The sequence below is a fragment of the Rossellomorea vietnamensis NBRC 101237 genome, assembly GCF_001591825.1.
Classification (GTDB): Bacteria; Bacillota; Bacilli; order Bacillales; family Bacillaceae_B; genus Rossellomorea; species Rossellomorea vietnamensis.
Genome location: NZ_BCVQ01000017.1, coordinates 1 through 17,120, shown reverse-complemented (window position 1 = coordinate 17,120; position 17,120 = coordinate 1). Strand labels below are relative to the sequence as shown.

The following is a 17,120-nucleotide window of genomic DNA, read 5'->3' as shown; positions in this document are numbered from 1 at the left end:
ATTTCATTTCCGACAGCATTCTTCATATTTTCCCGGGAAATGATGTCGATTGGATGGGAATGATATCTCCATTTGAAGAAAAAGAGACGGTTGAGATTCACCCCAGCCGCCCCTATTCCTTATTGAAAATAAGATTTGATACACTCTTTAAAAACGAAAAAGGCAAAACCCATATAATCAAAAGGGGTGTCGATTTCCCACTCCAGCATCATGTTTCCCCTCCTTTTATTGTGAGTATTGATTCAGCCACTCTTTCAATTCGTTTGATATCCCGTATTTAATCAGACTTGCGTGGCCTCCCTTTACCTCTGCTGCTACCTTATTCGTGCTAGACACCAGGTCCAAGAGAGGCGTGCTGATTGAGGGAGGAACCAGGTGATCGTATTGGGAAGATATCAGATAAAGATTCGAATCGATTTTTTTTAAATCCACTTCTACGCCGGCGAGTTCAAATTCCCCTGCCATTAGCACATTCTCTTTTACAAAATAAGTGATAATGTCTCGACCCATGGCTCCGGTCAGGGAAATATGATCATTTGTCCATTGATTGAACCGGAGCCAATAATAGGCATAGTCGGGATCGTAAGCTTTATTTAACAGCGACAAATAGGGAGAAAAGTAAATGGGGGAAGTTAAAGCCCTCATCCCATAACGGATCATGGGGGCCGGTATGAGATCGATTCTTCCCATGATACCCGGGAGATCGATTTCGTCTTTCTTCAAAGCCTGCACCCAATTGTGATAAGCGGGGACCTGACCAAAGTCAATCGGCGTGACAAAAAGAAGCAGATTTCTGATCAGGCAGGGGTTTAAAGCGGCATAAATGACAGCCAGCGTCCCACCTAGGCAAAATCCGGAAAGGGACAGCTCGTCTTTCCCACTATGTTGAAGGGCCTTCTTTATGCACGGGTCCACATAGTGAGCCAGATATTCCGCCACTCCTGTACCCTTCTCTTCCACTACAGGTTCACCAAATTCCAGAAGATAAACATCGTATCCTTCTTGAAGAAATGTCCCTATCAGACTATGTTCCTTCGTCAAATCAAGGATGGATGACTTGTTAATATGTGAATATAGTAAAAATACAGGAATATGCCCATTTTTACTCTCAGGGGCATAGTGCCACAATCTACTAGTATGGTTCGTCCAAATCTCTTTCCTTGGAAAATTCGGCTGCCACTCACTTTCATCTTGCAACGTTTCAACGAAACCCTTCCAACGGGCACATTCTTTTTGTTCAATCTCTTTTTTCATGTATTCACTTCCATTCTTTATTCATTCAGCGCTTGTAAGAGTGATAGAAGTTGAATGAATTCCAGTACAGCTTGGACTAATTCCAGCCACCGTTTGACAGCCGCCACCACTTCCGGGTCATCCAGCACCCCTACAATCCACTGATTCAACTCATACTCCACACTCATTCCGATTTTTTTCAATTCCTCATAAAATAGATCCATGTTTCCCCTCCTTATACCTGCGCCCGGATGCCGCCATCCACGACTAAGATGTGACCGTTTATATAGTCAGAAGCAGCAGAGGAAAGGAAGATGGCGACTCCATTCAGATCCTCTCCCTGTCCAAATCGCCTTGCAGGAATATGCTGCTTGATCATATTTCCCTGACTAGTAAAAAGTTCCTTCGTGATTTTGGTTGGAAAGAAACCCGGAGCGATGGCATTCACCTGGATATTATGCGGTGCAAGTTTCACAGCAAGATCCTTCGTCAACGTCATGACCGCACCCTTGCTCGTATTATAGGGAACCGTATCCATGAGCATGGGGTTCGTCCCGCCATATCCCGTAACAGACGCGATGTTAATGATCTTCCCGGCTTTTTGCCTGACCATGATCCGGGACACTTCCTGGGAAAATAAAAAAGCCCCCTTTACATTGACATCCATCACCTTGTCCCACTTATCTTCAGGGATGTCAGCAAATGGACCGGCCCAGGACGTCCCGCTGTTATTGATCAATATATCGATTCTTCCAAACTCTTTCATCACCGTTTCCACTACATGTATAACATCCGCTTTCCGCGTCACATCGCAAGGAATGGCGAGTGACCGTACACCCCAACCAATCAACGTTTCCTTCACTTCTTCACACGCCGACTGGTTTCTCGAGCACACCACAACATGAGCACCAGCCCTTCCCAATGCCAGGGCCATCTCTTTCCCGAGGCCCCGTCCACCGCCTGTGACGATGGCGACTTTGTCTTTAACTGAGAACATTCTATCAATCTCCTTTCTAGTAAAATGGAAGGTCATTATTATAATAGATAGATTGAGAGAATAAGTGCGGATTCTCCGCTCCATCCAGTCGAAATTGAATCAAATGCCCTCACAAAAAAAAAGACCTCTCAAGAAGAGAGATCTCTGATTTTTACTGATCCTTATTGGCTGTACGGTTTATAAACTCCAAGGCTGCCTGCAGCTGCAAATCGTTCTTTTCATTCTGCACCGCTTCAAATATTTCTTCCTGCAGCCTTTCGCCGGTTTTCGCATCAATGACTCCCGTGACGTCGAGGCTTTCCTGGATCTGAAAATCCTTGACGGCTTTAGCCGTTTTCTTACTGAAATAACCATCGACCCGATCAAGGGTGAAACCTAATCCTTGAAGCATTTCCTGGGCGTTTTTCACCTGCTCATTGTTCGTGCCTTCTTCCATTGGTTTTTCCACTTGAAGAGGATGGGCATAGAAGTAGGATGGCTGTCTGACCGGGATATCCGGTTTGATTCCCTTCTTATGAATCCAATTTCCGTTCGGCGTCAGCCATTTGAACATGGTGAGCTTGATATTGCTCCCATCTCCCATCGGCACTGCCTGCTGAACGGTTCCTTTTCCGAAGCTCTTCGTCCCGATCAGTGGATATCCTTCCGCCTCACTAAGGGCCCCAGCAAGGATTTCAGATGCCGATGCACTGCCCTCATCGATGAGAACCACCACCGGGTACGCTTTTCTTTCCTTACTGTTAGAGAAGGATTTCAGCACCTCTCCGCTTCGTTCCTGGATTTGCACATACGGTTTTTTCTCGGTGACGAACTGTTTGAGGATGTCTTCCACACTGGAAAGGAGACCACCCGGGTTACCCCTCACGTCAAGAACCAATCCTTCTACCTTTTTCTTCTCGAGTTCTGTCAGCTGCTTTTTAAAATCGACGGCGGTATTTTCCGAGAAGGTCGTAATTTGGATATAGCCCGTCTTCTTTCCATCGATTTCCTTCACATCGGAGATCACCGTTTCAACTGGGATATCGTCCCGCTTCACGGACACTTCGATCGGATCTGAAAGACCCTCTCGCGTAATCTCCAATTTCACCTCCGTACCCTTTTTCCCTCTGATTTTCAACGTGGCTTCATAAAGATCCAGCCCGTCGATGCTGTTACCATCCACTTTAATGATGCGGTCATTCGGTTTCAGACCGGCTTTCTCAGCAGGTGAATTTTTAAAAGGAGCCACGATGACCAGTTTCCCGTCCATGATTGTGACCTCTGCCCCGATTCCTTCAAAGGAAGAATCCAACGCGTCATTGAATTGGGAAGCGGTCTCCGCATTCATGTACACCGAATATGGATCATCCAGGGTCTTCAGCATCCCCTGAATCGCCCCTTCCACGAGCTGTCCCTTATCTACATCCTGAAAGAACTTGTCACTGATCAAATCATACGCGACTTCCACCTTGTGAAGCTTATCATTCAGCTCCCCTTTGCCGTTAAACTGGGCAAGCTCGTCCCCGGACCCGGAACTGCCCGTCCACTCCAAGCCGCCATACATTCCTCCTGCACCGATCAACATGCTAATGATGATGGTGATGATGAGCTTTCTGCCCGTCCACTCCATATATTCCCCTCCAGCTTGTCGTTTGTTTATGGTATGGATGAGAGCAGCGTACGTATTCCCATCCAACGAAAAAGACACCACACAAAAACGCGCTTAGGCGGTGCGATGTCTTTGCTTATCTAACTATATGCCGGAGGGGGACGAGTTATGATTAGCAGCGGATTATTTCATACCCGTCACGATTTTCTGATCTTGATGGTTTTTCAGATGAGAAGAGATGATCCCTCCCCATTTCTCAAATTCCACAAGAAACCCGTCATGACCGAAGGCTGTCGGGATAAAGTAGTGTTCACCCTTTGATACTTGATTCGTAAAATCCCTTAAATACTGAGGGGAATAAATGAGATCACCCTCATAGCTGATCGAAACCAGCTCGCACGTATAAGAATCGGCGACCACTTCCGACCCTCCCCTGCCCCTTCCGATATCATGGGTATTCATCGCTTTCAGGAGGGTAAGATAGCTGTTAGGATCAAACCTCTTTCCGAGTTTCTTTCCTTGATAATCAAGATAGCTTTCCACATTGTATTGCTCATTCGTCCTCTCCCGCTGGAAGCGCCGGTCAAACAACTCCTGTGTACGATAGGTCACCATCCCGACCATCCTGGCAATCTCAAGCCCTTTTAATATGGACCCGTGAGGATAGTGGCCATTTTGAAAATCGGGATCCCCTTCAATTGCTGTGATCCCGATATGATTGAACGCGAGGCCGTAATCATTTAAGGCCGGTGAAACGGCGAGGGCGAATACTTTATTGATATATGTCGGATACAGGGCCCCCCACTCCAATGCCTGCATTCCACCCAGCGAGCCGCCGATCACCGCTTCGATGTAGTCGACGGAGAGCTGTTGGAGTGCTTCATATTGGGCATGGACCATGTCCCGTATGGTAATGTGCGGGAAATTCGGGCCGTAACGTCCTCCGGTTTCCGGATCCGTAGTCGTCGGCCCCGTACTTCCTTCACATCCCCCTAACACATTGAAAGCAATCACATTGTATAGATTGGTATCAATGTAGGATCCGGGACCGATCAGTCCATCCCACCAGCCCCGGTCCTCACTCGTCCCTTTTACAATATGGGTGCCGGTGAGGGCATGGCATACGAGGATGACGGGTCCTTCTTTATTCCCGGTCCGTTCATAGGCCAGATTCACATTGTGCAACGTGGTGCCTGACTCTAATGTGAGGGATGGGATGGTAATGGAGCTTACTTCGTATGAGTATGAATTCTCCATTCCTCCACCTCCTTTTTTTGATGTTGTTCGGGGCGCCGCGTCACCCCGGTGAAACCAGTTCCTTTTATACCCGGGACGTTTCCAACGCCACCTCAATCGCATGATCCAGATCCTCGATCAAATCCTTCGCAGATTCCAATCCGACGGAAAGTCTTACAAGGTCCTCGGTTACACCTGTGGCACGGATTTCCTCATCGTTTAATTGCTGATGCGTCGTGGACGCTGGATGGATGATCAGTGACTTCGCATCCCCTACATTGGCAACATGGGACCAGAGGGAAATGTTGTCGACGACTTTACGTCCTGAATCCCTGCCCCCTTTGATTCCAAAGACGACGATGGAACCTGCTCCATTTTTCAAATATTTTTGAGCAAGAGCGTAGGACGGATGCTGCGGCAGACCCGGATAAGAAACCCAGGCAACTCCACTGTGCTGATTTAAGTGTTCCGCAATCTTCAAGGCATTCTCCGTGTGACGTTCGATGCGGAGATGGAGGGTTTCCAGTCCCTGCAACAGCAGAAATGCGTTTTGTGGACTTAAACACGCCCCGAGATCCCGAAGCAGCTGCACCCTTAATTTTGTGATGAAAGCGGCCGCTCCTACATCCTGTGCGTAGCGAAGTCCATTATAGCTTCTGTCTTCTTCTGTGAATCCAGGGAATTTTTCATGATTCCAATCAAACTTCCCACCGTCGATGACCACTCCACCGATGGCCGTACCGTGGCCGCCGATCCACTTCGTTGCAGAGTGAATGACGATGTCCGCTCCCCACTCAATCGGCTTACACACATATGGTGTGGCAAATGTGTTATCGATGATGAGCGGGACATGATGGTCATGGGCCACTTTCGCCACCGACTCGATGTCCAGGACATGCAGGCTCGGATTTCCGATCGTCTCTGCGAATACCGCTTTTGTTTTCGGCGTAATCGCTTTTCGGAAGTTCTCCGGATCAGTCGGATCGACGAAATGAACCTTGATTCCGTATTTCGGAAGAGTCGTAGAGAATAAATTATACGTTCCACCATATAGATTGGTCGCTGCCACGATTTCATCCCCTGCACCGGCTATATTCAGGATGGAAAGAGAAATGGCAGCCATTCCGGATGATACACCCAGGGCTCCGATTCCCCCTTCTAAAAGGGCGAGTCGCTTCTCGAGCACGTCAACGGTCGGGTTCATGATGCGGGTGTAGATGTTTCCCGGTTCTTCAAGGGCGAATAGCTTTGCGGCGTGATTGCTGTTGTCGAACACGTAGGATGTCGTTTGATAGATGGGTACCGCTCTTGAGCCTGTAGCTGGATCCGGCTCCTGGCCGCCGTGAAGAAGCAGTGTGTCGAAATCGAATGATTTGGTCATTGGGAATTCCTCCTAGAGTTTTTTGGTTTTGGATTGGTGTGGATGGTTGGTTGGGTTCAGCTGCTGAATTGGATAGTTTTTTTAGCTGCTGAATTTTTGAAGAATTTCAGCTGCTGATTTTCGGGATGATTTCACCTGCTGATTTTCCACAGAATATTAGCAGCTGAATATACCCAAACATTCTCCTGCTGAACCCCCATGCAAAAGCCTAAGAAGCCAGAAGAGGATAAAATAAAAAACCCTCTTCCTAAGAAGAGGGTCTAATTGAATAGGGTCCTCCTCTTATCTTTCAGGCAAATCGCCTGCAGGAATTAGCACCTTTTCATGCGACGCATAGTGCGTACATGAAGGTTGCCGGGTTTCATCGGGCCTAGTCCCTCCACCTCTCTGGATAAGAGCATTTAATTGTCAATGTGAAAAATTCATGCGTTGAGATGAATTATAAAGGGTAACCAGCCTCAACGTCAAGACCATTTTCAGAATTTTTTATTTTTTAACGGAAGCTGCAATCGCCTCGTTAAATTGAGAAACGATATCTTCCCCATCCTCGATACCTAACGATATGCGCACCACATGGGTGTTGATGCCTAGTTTTTCCTGTGCTTCTTTCGGAAGGGCACGATGAGAGGTTCCAAGTGGATAGGAAACCGTTGTTTCCACTCCGGCCAGTGACGGGATGATTTTGATCCATCCAAGGGACTTGAAGAATGTGCTGATATCGCAGCTGGCATCGAGTTCAATGGTGACAATTGCGCCATTTCCTTTTTCGGATAAATCAGTTGGGTAATAGACCCTCTTCACCTGCTCATTGTTGCGCAGTTTCTCTGCAAGGATTCCTGCGTTCTGAGCCTGGGTCCCGACGCGGAGTGCCAATGTTTTCGCCCCCCGGCATGTGAGCCAGGCTTCAAATGGACTTAAGTTGGAACCGATGTTGACGACTCTTTCCCTTGCCTTTTGCACAAGCTCTTCTTTTCCGACTACGACTCCCGCTGTAATATCGCTATGCCCGCCGATATACTTCGTAGCGCTGTGAGCGACCAAATCGACCCCTTCAAGGAACGGTTGACGCAGAAATGGTGTGGCGAATGTATTGTCAATCATCGTTTTCAGGTTGTGTTTTTCGGCAAGTGCTACCATTCTTGAAATATCCTCTACTCGCATAAACGGATTGGTCACCGTCTCACTGTAGAGAAGTTTCGTATCGGGAGTGAGGGCTTCCTCGATTTCTTCCTTACTCGTAAAATCAACGAAGGAGGTGGAAATGCCAAATGATTTCAGCTCTTCTTTTAGCATGTGGAAGGTGCCTCCGTATAAATCCTCTGCTGCGATGATGTGATCCCCCGCCTGAACAACGGAAAGGATTCCGACGAGGATCGCCGACAAGCCGGAAGACGTGGCGACACCCGCAGACGCTCCTTCAAGATCTGCTACCATCTTCCCAAGCTCATCCGTGTTGGGATTACCCGTTCTTGAATAAAGATAGGGAGACTTCCCCTCATAGAAACCTTCAAGCTCCTCCAGAGACGTAAAAGAAAAAGCAGACGTCTGGTAGATCGGTGTTGTCTTACTACGGATTTCCTCTGTTCCTTTCAGCTGACTATGTACGACCTTGGTGGTGAATTTCATTTCACGTTCATCCTTCCTGAAGCTATGTATTTTTAAAAGTGTACCATATTCAGAAGATTGTGAGGAGTATGAGGTGTTGGATGCAAAAAAAAAAGAACCCGTCGCTTTTGCAACAGGTCCTCATCGTCAGATGTTTTCTAAACACCCCATCAGGCGATTTTCAATATCCAACGCCAATCGCTTCAATTCATCGTTATCTACCATTTCAATCAGCTTGCTTGGCTTTGCCATCCCGATCTTCGTCGTTCCCTTTTCGGTATATACCGTCACTTTACAAGGCAGGAAATAGCTGACGAGCATGCTTTCTTCCAGCACCTTTTTCGCTTCGTGGGGATTACATACTTCCAGGACAATGACTTCTTCGTTAAAATCCAGCCCTTTATCCTGAAGCTTGGCGGCCAGGTCAAGATTCCACAGAACCCCGAAGCTTTCTTCTTTCAAGGCTGCCTCTACTGCTGATACGGCATCCTTCACATTCATTGAAACTTCTTTTGTATAGTGGAACATATTGATCCTCCTTTTTGAGTCATGGTTACTTATACCTCATAGCGTATAAAACGAAACGTCTTCTTAGAGGTCCGTCCCTCCCATTATTCCATGCCTTCGACCATTTTACCCATCATTTCTTCGTTCATGGGGCCGACGATTTTGTGCTGGATGAGGCCGTTTGTGTCGATCATGTAAGTGGTCGGGATCGTGAATGCCCGGTACTCGTCTCCGATATCCCCTTTCTCATCCATGAGAATGGGGAAAGTGAGTTCGTAACCGTCGACAAATTGCTGGACTGCCTTCTCCCCCTCATCCTGTGAGGTCAAGTTGACGGCAAGGATTTCGACACTTTCTTTTTTCGCGTTTTTTTCGTAATACTGTTCCATATGGGGCATTTCCGCTTTACATGGCGGGCACCAGGTGGCCCAGAAATTCAGGATCACTTTCTTTCCCTGATAGTCGGAAAGCTGGACTTCTTCACCATCTAAAGTGGTCAAGGTAAAGTCTGGTGCACGATCCCCTTTCGTGAGCCCCTGCTTGGCATCAGTCAGATCCATGGACTCTTTGGCCAACTGGTCAGCCTCTTCTTTTGCCTTTTTTTCCTGTTGATCCTGGAACAAATTCACAAGGAAGATTCCGATCAGCAGGGCAACGATCGCCAGAGCAAAATTTCGTTTATTCAATGTTCGTTTTCCACCTTCCGTTGAAAAAGATAAGATAAACCATCACGATGAGATACGTCCAGGTGACAGTGGTAAACATAAAGCCTCCATTAATGGATTGGAATAGCAATTGAAGAAGGGTGAAGACTATCACCAATTGGATGGCCCAAGTATCGCTGTCATTTTCTTTTTTCAGTAAAAATAAGATCAGTGCACCGTTGATGATAAATTGGAATACCCCTGCAAGAATATCAAATTGGAGCAAGTGAACGACTAGTTCAAAGAAAACGACCGTGCCCATCCAGGCAATGACCAGGTGAGACGTCCTATCCGCCCTTTTAACGAATATATATGAAAGCACTGTCAACAAGCCTATCCAATACCCCAACTTGCCACCATGGAAATAAAGGATCGTAATGGGATGTTCGATGACATTTTGAAAGTCAACGACAATGACACTCAGCTTCCAGATGACCAAAAAGTAAAAAACACCATTTGAATACCAGTCGCTAGCCTTTCGATTCCAGAAGTAGAGGAATAGAAATGTCAAAATGAACGAGGCAATGATCGCTCCCCATGTTGATGGGAAAGTAAGAGAGCCTATGGTGTACCATCTTTCATCCAATTGTTTCTACACCTTTCATAGCGGTTTCTTCCGACTGAATCATTCCGATTCCTCCGTCCGAACATACCCTGTTATGTATTAAGTATCTTTAAATTCTACTCATTAATCAAGTCATTTACTCATAGTGTATTCCCTTACTGTCATGATTACAGACAGTGAGAGCGCTCTTTTCCCGGCAAAAAAGGATCCCTCACTGAAGGATCCTTTCGTATACGACGTGAAAATAAGTGCCCCTGTGAAGGAGAATTTAGAACTTAAGCTGCTCTCAACCCTTCCAGGATGAGCATGAAGTATTTGACGGTATCTCCACCGCGTTGATTGATAATGTCAATGTCATGTAGAATCTTTTGGATCTCTTCGATTCCGACACATTCAATAAACATCTCACACACTTCTTCCGCAGAATACTCACCAATATGAGTGTACTTCAGTGCTGTGCGATTTCTTCTGCAGAAACTTCTTAATTGTCTTTTTATATCTGCTAACTCCAACATCATCATCCTTCATACAGATTCAAATCCAACCAATACAAACATTTCCAGAGAAAAAGCCCACCAAAAAGGCAGGCTGAATGATACTAGAAAAAGATTCGAATTAGTATTCATTGCTTCCATTGTTTTCGGTAACCCGGCGATCATTATTTAAATAAAATGGCAGACCCGTGGTTTTGCGTCCTAATTTTTCAATTAGTTTGCCTTTTGCGAAAAATCACTTGAATATTGCCATTATACTAGAAGAATAAGGATATGAAAACAGTATTTAGTGAACAAGTTGTTGATATTCTTAGTATGTATTAGATTGGGTAGCTGGAAGAAAGGGCACTTTGCCTTCACTCAAAAAAATCCCCCTTCTAAAGAGAAGTGGGGATTTTCAACTTAAAAGTTAATATATTGACGTGGGTTTACAGCATTAGAGTGGGAAGCACTCCATGAACCTCTGTAAAGTTCAAAATGTAAATGCTGTCCGAAAGAGAATCCTGTGTTACCCATGTAACCGATTTGGTCACCTTTATTTACTGCTTGTCCAGTGCTCACTAGTGAAGAAGACATGTGAGCATACACAGTTGTATACATTTGACCGTTGATAGAGTGCGTGATGTACACTACGTTTCCATAGCTTGAGCTGTAATGGCTCTTAATGACATAACCATCTGCTGCTGCAGAGATTGGAACACTTCCACGTGCCGCAATGTCTGTACCATAGTGGAAACGTCGCTCGCCATTTAAGACATCCCAACCAAAATTGGTTGTGATTGTTCCACGTGCTGGTGCTGTCCATGCCCCTGCACTTACAGGTGCACTTGGAGCTGCTGCTGAAGAAGAACCGCCGCTGCTGCTTGCTGTCGCCTGTTGTTGTGCTGCTGCACGTTTCGCCGCTTCCGCTTCTGCCTGTCGCTTACGTTCGATTTCACGTTGACGGGCTAACTCTGCCAGACGTGCTTGTTCAGCCTGGATCTCACCTTCAAGCTGGTGTTCCATTTTCGAAAGTTCATCCGACTCTTTCTCAAGATCGGCTTTTTCTACTTTTAATGTTGCCTGTTGAGCTTCAAGCTGTTTGAATAGTTCAGCTTTTTTAGCCTTTTGACTATCAAGATCTTTTTTCAACGATTCCAAGTTTGCTTTAGACGATTCTAGATCAGCAAGCTCCTTTTCCACTTCCGCTTGCTTCTTCTCTAATTCCTCTTGATCACGTTTCTGTTCGTCCATGATCTTTTTGTCTGCACTTACAATGGTATTCACTGCTGTGACACGGTTGATGAAGTCTCCGAAGCTTTCCGCTCCTAGTAGTACGTCTAGGTAATTGGCAGAGCCGCCTTTTTCTTGAATGGCACGAGCACGTTCCTTCAGAAGTTCATTACGCTCTTCAATCTTCTTCTTTAACTCTTCAATATCCGCTTTAAGTTTATTGATCTTTGCTGTTGTTTCATCAATTTCTTTTGTTTTTTCGGCAATCTTCGTTTCTGTATCTTTTAATTTCGTACTGATTTCGGCAATCTGTGATTCAAGGTCTTTTTGTTTATTGATCGTTTGGTCGATTTGAGAATTTTTTTCACTAATCTTGCCATTGATCTCTTCTTTTTTAGATGAAACGTCGTCCTGCTGTTTCTTCAAGTCCTCCACGGAGGAGTTAGCGCTAGCAGTGGTTGCTAACGTTGGTAGACTTCCGATTGTTAATGCTGCTGCAATAGATAATGATATGAAATACTTCTTGTTCAAGCGGCATGCTCCTTTCAGCTTCTATCAACCTATCAAATTTTACACTTTTAAGAATTTACGCACAGACATAAAGCTTCCCCAAGCCCCGATCAGGCAACCCATTAATAGAATTAATCCGTTTACTTGATAGATAAAGGGGGTAAAATCTAATATCTGAATAAAATTGTTTTGTAGTTTTGGTTTAATAAATCCATAGGCATAGTAGTAACCTGTTGAGACAAGAGCGATCGGGATAATAGAACCTAAAATTCCAAGCCATAAACCTTCTAATATGAATGGCCAGCGTACAAACCAGTTGGTTGCACCCACGAGTTTCATTATCTCGATTTCCCTTCTTCGGGCGACAATGGTAATTTTGATTGTATTTGAAATGAGGAACATTGCCGTGAACAACAGACCGATGATCAATACAAGTCCAACATTCCGACTCATTTCCAGTACATTGAATAGCTTTTCAATCTTCGCTTCCCCGTAAAGGGCTTCATTGACACCATCAAATTTGCTGATTTGACCTGCGATTTTCCCGGTGTCCCTTGGATTGTCTGCTTTTACGATGAACACATCATATAATGGGTTATCTTGTTCAAATAATCTGAAATCGTCTCCAAGATCCTTGACCAGGTTCTGAAGTTCTTCTTCTTTGGAAGAATACTCAACTGATTCCACACCACTTATATTTTGTATCTTCTTTTCTATTTGATCAATCTGGGATTTTTCAGTACCAATTTCGAGTAAGACCCGTACTTCAACGTCTTTCTCAATATCGGTTGCTACCTTGTTCATGTTTAGCATTAAGACGATGAATACACCAACAAGTAGTAATGTTACAGTAACAGCACTCACTGATGCGAATGTCATCCAGCCGTTACGTCCGATGCTTTTGAAACTTTCTCTAAGATGACGGCCATACGTTCTAGCTTTCATAACCGTAATCACCTCGCTGTTCGTCCCGGACAATGCGGCCATTTTCAATGGCGATTACCCGATGCTTGATTGTATTTACGATTTCCCGGTTATGCGTAGCCATGATCACCGTGGTTCCACGGTTGCTGATTTCTTCAAAAATGTTCATAATATCCCAAGATGTTTCTGGGTCAAGGTTCCCTGTAGGCTCATCTGCTATTACAAGTTTGGGCGTATTGACGATGGATCGTGCAATCGATACACGCTGTTGCTCTCCACCCGATAACTCATTCGGCAGCATTCTTGCTTTATGTTTTAACCCTACCAGGTCCAGTACTTCCATGACTCTTTTCTTAATTTGCTTTGGATGTTCTTCTATTACTTCAAGTGCGAAGGCAATGTTTTCATAGATTGTCAGCGGTGGTAGCAGCTTGAAATCCTGGAATACAACCCCCACGTTTCTTCTTAAGTATGGAACTCTACTATTTTTCAGTTTTGCGAGATTGATACCATTTACAATGATATCTCCTTTGGAAGGACGTTCTTCGCGGTACATCATTTTAATAAAAGTAGACTTTCCGGCGCCGCTTGGGCCCACAACATAGACAAACTCACCTTGTTTAATGTGGACGTTAAAGCCATTAGCAGCCATGACTCCGTTGCTGTACTGCTTGTAGACGTCTTTCATTTGTATCATTTTCAAATCACCTAATTTGTATTATGTAGTTACCCTCTTGGCTGTTATCGACATATGTACACGGCACGTAACTAAAGTCGTCTTTACCACCATTAGACAAAAATTGGTGAAAAACCTCGAATTACGCTTCCGAAAATTATTATAACATCTCTTTATAGTAAGTTAAGGAAAAAAATTATTACATTTTCATTTCAGGACTTGAAAAAATGTGAATTTTTTACCTGTTTTGTTGTCGATTTTACCTATAAAACAATAAAATAATAGTTATTTTTACCTATTACCTGGTACTAATACTACATTATTATGTATAAGGATTCTATCATGGCAAACGCCAAGATGATGCTAATCTGATTAAGTTACTAGGTTATAAGTGAGAACGCTTTATAGAGTTTTGATTGGTGGATTTCATGAGAAAAAGTTCTGTAACAAAGACTTAAAGAATGATTGAAAAAAGTCTGTGGATATCTTTTGATAGGAAGGTTTGTTATAAAATTATAAGCCTCTGTTGGGGAAGTTATAGCAAATCTCGGCAAAAATAAAAGAAGAACCCATTGGATTCTTCTCCCGATTTTACTTCTTATTCGATAACCATTCTGCCACCGCTTCTGCTTCATCACCTTTGATGAGTCCAGGAGGCATTTGTCCTTTACCATTCTTAATGGTTTCAAGAATTTGATCTTTGCTTAGTTCTGCCCCGATATTTTTAAGGGCCGGCCCCATTCCGCCTTCAAGGTTCCCACCATGACAGCTGGAGCACTTATTATTTACGATTTTTTCAGGATCCATTCCGCCGGAGCTTGTTTCTGTACTGTCGCCGCCGTTACCACCGCAGGCTGCAAGTACCAATGAAGCGCCAAAAAGAACACCTAGCAGCTTTTTCTTCATTTTTATCCCCCTAAGGAAAACATATTTCAGAGTCACGGATCAGTTGTCAGGTCCGTCCCTCTCTTACATAATTATACCAAGTTTAAACCCGTTTGAAACCTTCCCCCAATACTTCTGAAGCGTCCATAGTTACGACGAATGCTGAAGGGTCAATGGTTTTGACCAGTTGTTTCAGTTTTGTGAATTCTGTCTGGTCCACGACACACATGAGGATCGGGCGCTCGTCATCCGTGTAACCACCGTATGCTGATAGTTTTGTCACTCCACGGTCGATTTTATTCAGAATCCCTTCACGAACTTCTTCCTGGCGATTGGTAATGATCAGCGCCATTTTCGATCTGCTGATTCCTACCTGGACGAGATCGATGGTTTTACTTGTTACATATAAACCAATCAAAGCATATAATCCACGTTCGATATCGTAGACGATGGCTGCAGAAAGGACGATCATCCCGTCTATCAAGGCAACACAGGTTCCCAAGGACAGCCCCGTGAACTTATTGACGATCTGGGCGGCAAGGTCCGTCCCTCCCGTAGAAGCTCTTCCACGGAATACGATCCCTAACCCAAGTCCTACACCGATTCCGCCGAAAAGGGCACCAAGTAACGGATCCTCCGTCCATGGTTTCCAGTCTTCGGTCAAGAATACGACTAGTGGTAAAAACACCGTACCAATGGCTGTCTTGACTCCGAATTGAAGACCCAGGAAGATCAGTCCTGCTATGAATAATGGTATATTGAATGCCCACTGAACGTATGCGGGCTTCCAATCAAACAGTCCATTCAGAATCGTGGATATCCCGCTTACTCCTCCAGAGGCAACCTCATTCGGTAGTAAGAACACATTAAACGCTATGGCTACAATCGTTGAACCGAACACTACAAACAAATACTCTAACAACTTCTCTTTCCGTGGATTAACTACCTGCTCACGACGCCTTTCCTTCAAACCCATCCAGTACGACTCCTTTAACCTATGTATTAATAGTATGAGTACAAACGCTTTCTTTGATGCACCACTTCCTCAGGGACGGACCTCCGATAGGGCACGCCTTGTTTGTGAAGAAGTAAACATATTCATCCAAAAAAGCAGCACTTCTATTTTCATAAACCTGTGATAATGAAGATGACATAAAGGGTAATTCATCCATCAAACCCTTCTGTATCAACCTTTGAGAGTATAGCATGGGCGCATAAAGGTGTAAATAACAGTTCAATAACGTGTTAAAGCATTAATGAGGTGAGGTTTGAGGGACGGACCTTGGCTGGGGGTGAAACAGTGGCTTAATTGTGCTAATTAGAGGTCCGTCCCTCAAAAAAGCTGACCCCGCCAGTGGTTGACGAGGTCAGCTTTTTATCTAATATTACTTTATTTTGGATCGCAGGTAGGCGTTGATGAATGGATCGATGTCGCCGTCCATGACGCCTTGTACGTTTCCTGATTCTGTATTGGTTCTATGGTCTTTGACCATGGAGTATGGGTGGAAGACGTAGGAACGGATTTGGCTTCCCCATCCGATTTCCTTTTGCTCTCCACGGATTTCAGCAAGCTCCTGCTCCTGCTCTTCGATGCGCTTCTGGTAGAGCTTCGCTTTCAGCATTTTCATCGCTGACTCACGGTTCTTGATTTGAGAACGCTCAGATTGACACGTTACCACCACATTGGTCGGCAAGTGAGTGATACGGACAGCTGAGTCAGTCGTATTGATATGCTGACCGCCGGCTCCGCTTGCACGGTACGTATCGATTTTCAGATCTTCCGTACGGATGTCGATTTCGATTTCTTCATTGAATTCAGGCATGACTTCACACGAAACGAAAGAAGTGTGACGACGGCCGGACGAATCGAACGGTGAAATACGAACAAGACGGTGCACGCCTTTTTCAGCTTTCAAGTAGCCGTATGCGTTATGACCCTTTATCGCTAACGTTACACTCTTGATCCCAGCTTCATCCCCTGGAAGATAATCAAGTGTTTCCACCTTGAATCCGCGTTTCTCACCCCAACGTGTGTACATGCGGAGGAGCATGGAACCCCAATCCTGGGACTCGGTTCCGCCTGCACCGGGATGAAGTTCAAGGATGGCGTTGTTTTTATCGTGTTCTTCACTGAGAAGAAGCTGAAGCTCGTAGTCGTTTAGACGTTTGACCAGATCAGCAAGCTCTTCTTCCAGGTCTTTTTGAAGTTCTTCGTCCGGTTCTTCTTTAACCAGTTCAAGGGTCAGTTCAAGGTTCTCCTGGGATTCTAGCAAAGATTTGTATTCATTGACAAGTTCCTTCAAGCCGTTTCCTTCATTGATCAATCCCTGTGCTGTTTGCTGGTCATCCCAGAAGTCGGGTTGGACCATGATTTCGTCCAGTTCCTGGATTCGTGCCTCTTTGTTTTCTAAGTCAAAGAGACCCCCTGAAGTCCGCTAATGTCTTAGCTGATTTTTCTAACTCTGCTCTGATTTCTGATAGTTCCATGTGTGGTCACCTCTATAGTTATTTGGTTTATTGATACTTTGTAAAAGTCATTTTTGAGTTTATATTAGCCAGTGGTGTGATTTCCGCTGCAGGTGCTCGCTTTCCGCGGGGCGTGG

General features: G+C 45.0%; 17 protein-coding genes and 2 riboswitches. All 17 genes read right to left on the bottom strand.

Annotated elements, in window-relative coordinates; translation table 11 throughout:
• Positions 1 to 225 precede the first annotated feature (225 nt).
• The 17 genes from BVI01S_RS10910 to prfB all read right to left on the bottom strand — a co-directional run bounded on the left by BVI01S_RS10910 (position 226) and on the right by prfB (position 17,004).
• Entirely contained in the window at positions 226 to 1,254 is a 1,029-nt protein-coding gene (locus BVI01S_RS10910; protein ID WP_061810154.1) for an alpha/beta fold hydrolase, read from the bottom strand.
• A gap of 17 nt (positions 1,255 to 1,271) precedes the next feature.
• Positions 1,272 to 1,457: a hypothetical protein gene (locus BVI01S_RS10905; RefSeq protein ID WP_061810153.1), complete on the bottom strand. Its 186-nt coding sequence runs from the start codon at positions 1,455 to 1,457 to the stop codon at positions 1,272 to 1,274.
• Between the two features lie 11 nt (positions 1,458 to 1,468).
• On the bottom strand, positions 1,469 to 2,230 hold the full coding sequence (locus BVI01S_RS10900; protein WP_244886929.1) for a glucose 1-dehydrogenase: 762 nt from the start codon (positions 2,228 to 2,230) through the stop codon (positions 1,469 to 1,471).
• 151 nt (positions 2,231 to 2,381) lie between these two features.
• Positions 2,382 to 3,839, bottom strand: a complete 1,458-nt coding sequence (locus tag BVI01S_RS10895) for a S41 family peptidase (RefSeq protein ID WP_061810151.1) — start codon at positions 3,837 to 3,839, stop codon at positions 2,382 to 2,384.
• A gap of 162 nt (positions 3,840 to 4,001) precedes the next feature.
• On the bottom strand, positions 4,002 to 5,075 hold the full coding sequence (metX, locus tag BVI01S_RS10890) for a homoserine O-acetyltransferase MetX (protein ID WP_061810150.1): 1,074 nt from the start codon (positions 5,073 to 5,075) through the stop codon (positions 4,002 to 4,004).
• Between the two features lie 64 nt (positions 5,076 to 5,139).
• Positions 5,140 to 6,435: an O-acetylhomoserine aminocarboxypropyltransferase/cysteine synthase family protein gene (locus BVI01S_RS10885; protein WP_061810149.1), complete on the bottom strand. Its 1,296-nt coding sequence runs from the start codon at positions 6,433 to 6,435 to the stop codon at positions 5,140 to 5,142.
• A gap of 279 nt (positions 6,436 to 6,714) precedes the next feature.
• Positions 6,715 to 6,833: riboswitch (SAM riboswitch) on the bottom strand.
• Between the two features lie 88 nt (positions 6,834 to 6,921).
• A complete protein-coding gene (locus BVI01S_RS10880) occupies positions 6,922 to 8,061 on the bottom strand; it encodes a trans-sulfuration enzyme family protein (protein ID WP_061810148.1) in 1,140 nt (379 codons plus the stop codon).
• A gap of 126 nt (positions 8,062 to 8,187) precedes the next feature.
• Entirely contained in the window at positions 8,188 to 8,568 is a 381-nt protein-coding gene (locus BVI01S_RS10875; RefSeq protein ID WP_061810147.1) for a DUF302 domain-containing protein, read from the bottom strand.
• 83 nt (positions 8,569 to 8,651) lie between these two features.
• Positions 8,652 to 9,233 carry a redoxin domain-containing protein gene (locus tag BVI01S_RS10870; RefSeq protein ID WP_061810146.1) on the bottom strand — a complete coding sequence of 194 codons (582 nt, stop codon included), beginning with the start codon at positions 9,231 to 9,233 and terminating at the stop codon, positions 8,652 to 8,654.
• The gene (locus BVI01S_RS10865) at positions 9,226 to 9,837 is read right to left on the bottom strand and encodes a hypothetical protein (protein WP_061810145.1); all 612 of its coding nucleotides are present in this window, start codon (positions 9,835 to 9,837) and stop codon (positions 9,226 to 9,228) included. Before BVI01S_RS10865 ends, BVI01S_RS10870 begins: the two co-directional genes overlap by 8 nt.
• 254 nt (positions 9,838 to 10,091) lie before the next feature.
• Positions 10,092 to 10,331 (bottom strand): hypothetical protein, encoded by a 240-nt coding sequence (locus BVI01S_RS10860; RefSeq protein ID WP_061810144.1) that lies wholly within the window; start codon positions 10,329 to 10,331, stop codon positions 10,092 to 10,094.
• Positions 10,332 to 10,455: 124 nt separating this feature from the next.
• A riboswitch (cyclic di-GMP riboswitch) is annotated at positions 10,456 to 10,543 on the bottom strand.
• Positions 10,544 to 10,712: 169 nt separating this feature from the next.
• Complete coding sequence (locus BVI01S_RS10855) at positions 10,713 to 12,053, bottom strand: murein hydrolase activator EnvC family protein (RefSeq protein ID WP_061810143.1); 1,341 nt, start codon at positions 12,051 to 12,053, stop codon at positions 10,713 to 10,715.
• A gap of 39 nt (positions 12,054 to 12,092) precedes the next feature.
• Complete coding sequence (gene ftsX, locus BVI01S_RS10850) at positions 12,093 to 12,977, bottom strand: permease-like cell division protein FtsX (protein WP_061810142.1); 885 nt, start codon at positions 12,975 to 12,977, stop codon at positions 12,093 to 12,095.
• Positions 12,967 to 13,653, bottom strand: a complete 687-nt coding sequence (gene ftsE, locus BVI01S_RS10845) for a cell division ATP-binding protein FtsE (protein WP_061810141.1) — start codon at positions 13,651 to 13,653, stop codon at positions 12,967 to 12,969. The genes ftsX and ftsE overlap by 11 nt, the downstream gene beginning before the upstream one ends.
• 570 nt (positions 13,654 to 14,223) lie before the next feature.
• On the bottom strand, positions 14,224 to 14,538 hold the full coding sequence (cccB, locus tag BVI01S_RS10840; RefSeq protein WP_034764388.1) for a cytochrome c551: 315 nt from the start codon (positions 14,536 to 14,538) through the stop codon (positions 14,224 to 14,226).
• An 82-nt stretch (positions 14,539 to 14,620) separates the two neighbouring features.
• A complete protein-coding gene (locus BVI01S_RS10835) occupies positions 14,621 to 15,493 on the bottom strand; it encodes a YitT family protein (protein ID WP_061810140.1) in 873 nt (290 codons plus the stop codon).
• Between the two features lie 409 nt (positions 15,494 to 15,902).
• Positions 15,903 to 17,004 (bottom strand): peptide chain release factor 2 gene (prfB, locus tag BVI01S_RS10830; protein WP_156030177.1). Its coding sequence is split into 2 segments (ribosomal slippage): positions 15,903 to 16,931 and positions 16,933 to 17,004, totalling 1,101 coding nucleotides; the frame shifts between segments, so codons are not numbered across the junction.
• Positions 17,005 to 17,120 lie beyond the last annotated feature (116 nt).

Bases quoted from the DNA above. Each gene is read 5' to 3' on its own strand.
- BVI01S_RS10895 (WP_061810151.1), bottom strand. From the start codon at position 3,839: ATGGAGTGGACGGGCAGAAAGCTCATCATCACCATCATCATTAGCATG.
- BVI01S_RS10880 (WP_061810148.1), bottom strand. From the start codon at position 8,061: ATGAAATTCACCACCAAGGTCGTACATAGTCAGCTGAAAGGAACAGAG.
- BVI01S_RS10875 (WP_061810147.1), bottom strand. From the start codon at position 8,568: ATGTTCCACTATACAAAAGAAGTTTCAATGAATGTGAAGGATGCCGTA.
- ftsE (WP_061810141.1), bottom strand. From the start codon at position 13,653: ATGATACAAATGAAAGACGTCTACAAGCAGTACAGCAACGGAGTCATG.
- BVI01S_RS10900 (WP_244886929.1), bottom strand. From the start codon at position 2,230: ATGTTCTCAGTTAAAGACAAAGTCGCCATCGTCACAGGCGGTGGACGG.
- BVI01S_RS10860 (WP_061810144.1), bottom strand. From the start codon at position 10,331: ATGTTGGAGTTAGCAGATATAAAAAGACAATTAAGAAGTTTCTGCAGA.
- BVI01S_RS10905 (WP_061810153.1), bottom strand. From the start codon at position 1,457: ATGGATCTATTTTATGAGGAATTGAAAAAAATCGGAATGAGTGTGGAG.
- BVI01S_RS10885 (WP_061810149.1), bottom strand. From the start codon at position 6,435: ATGACCAAATCATTCGATTTCGACACACTGCTTCTTCACGGCGGCCAG.
- BVI01S_RS10910 (WP_061810154.1), bottom strand. From the start codon at position 1,254: ATGAAAAAAGAGATTGAACAAAAAGAATGTGCCCGTTGGAAGGGTTTC.
- ftsX (WP_061810142.1), bottom strand. From the start codon at position 12,977: ATGAAAGCTAGAACGTATGGCCGTCATCTTAGAGAAAGTTTCAAAAGC.
- BVI01S_RS10835 (WP_061810140.1), bottom strand. From the start codon at position 15,493: ATGGGTTTGAAGGAAAGGCGTCGTGAGCAGGTAGTTAATCCACGGAAA.
- metX (WP_061810150.1), bottom strand. From the start codon at position 5,075: ATGGAGAATTCATACTCATACGAAGTAAGCTCCATTACCATCCCATCC.
- cccB (WP_034764388.1), bottom strand. From the start codon at position 14,538: ATGAAGAAAAAGCTGCTAGGTGTTCTTTTTGGCGCTTCATTGGTACTT.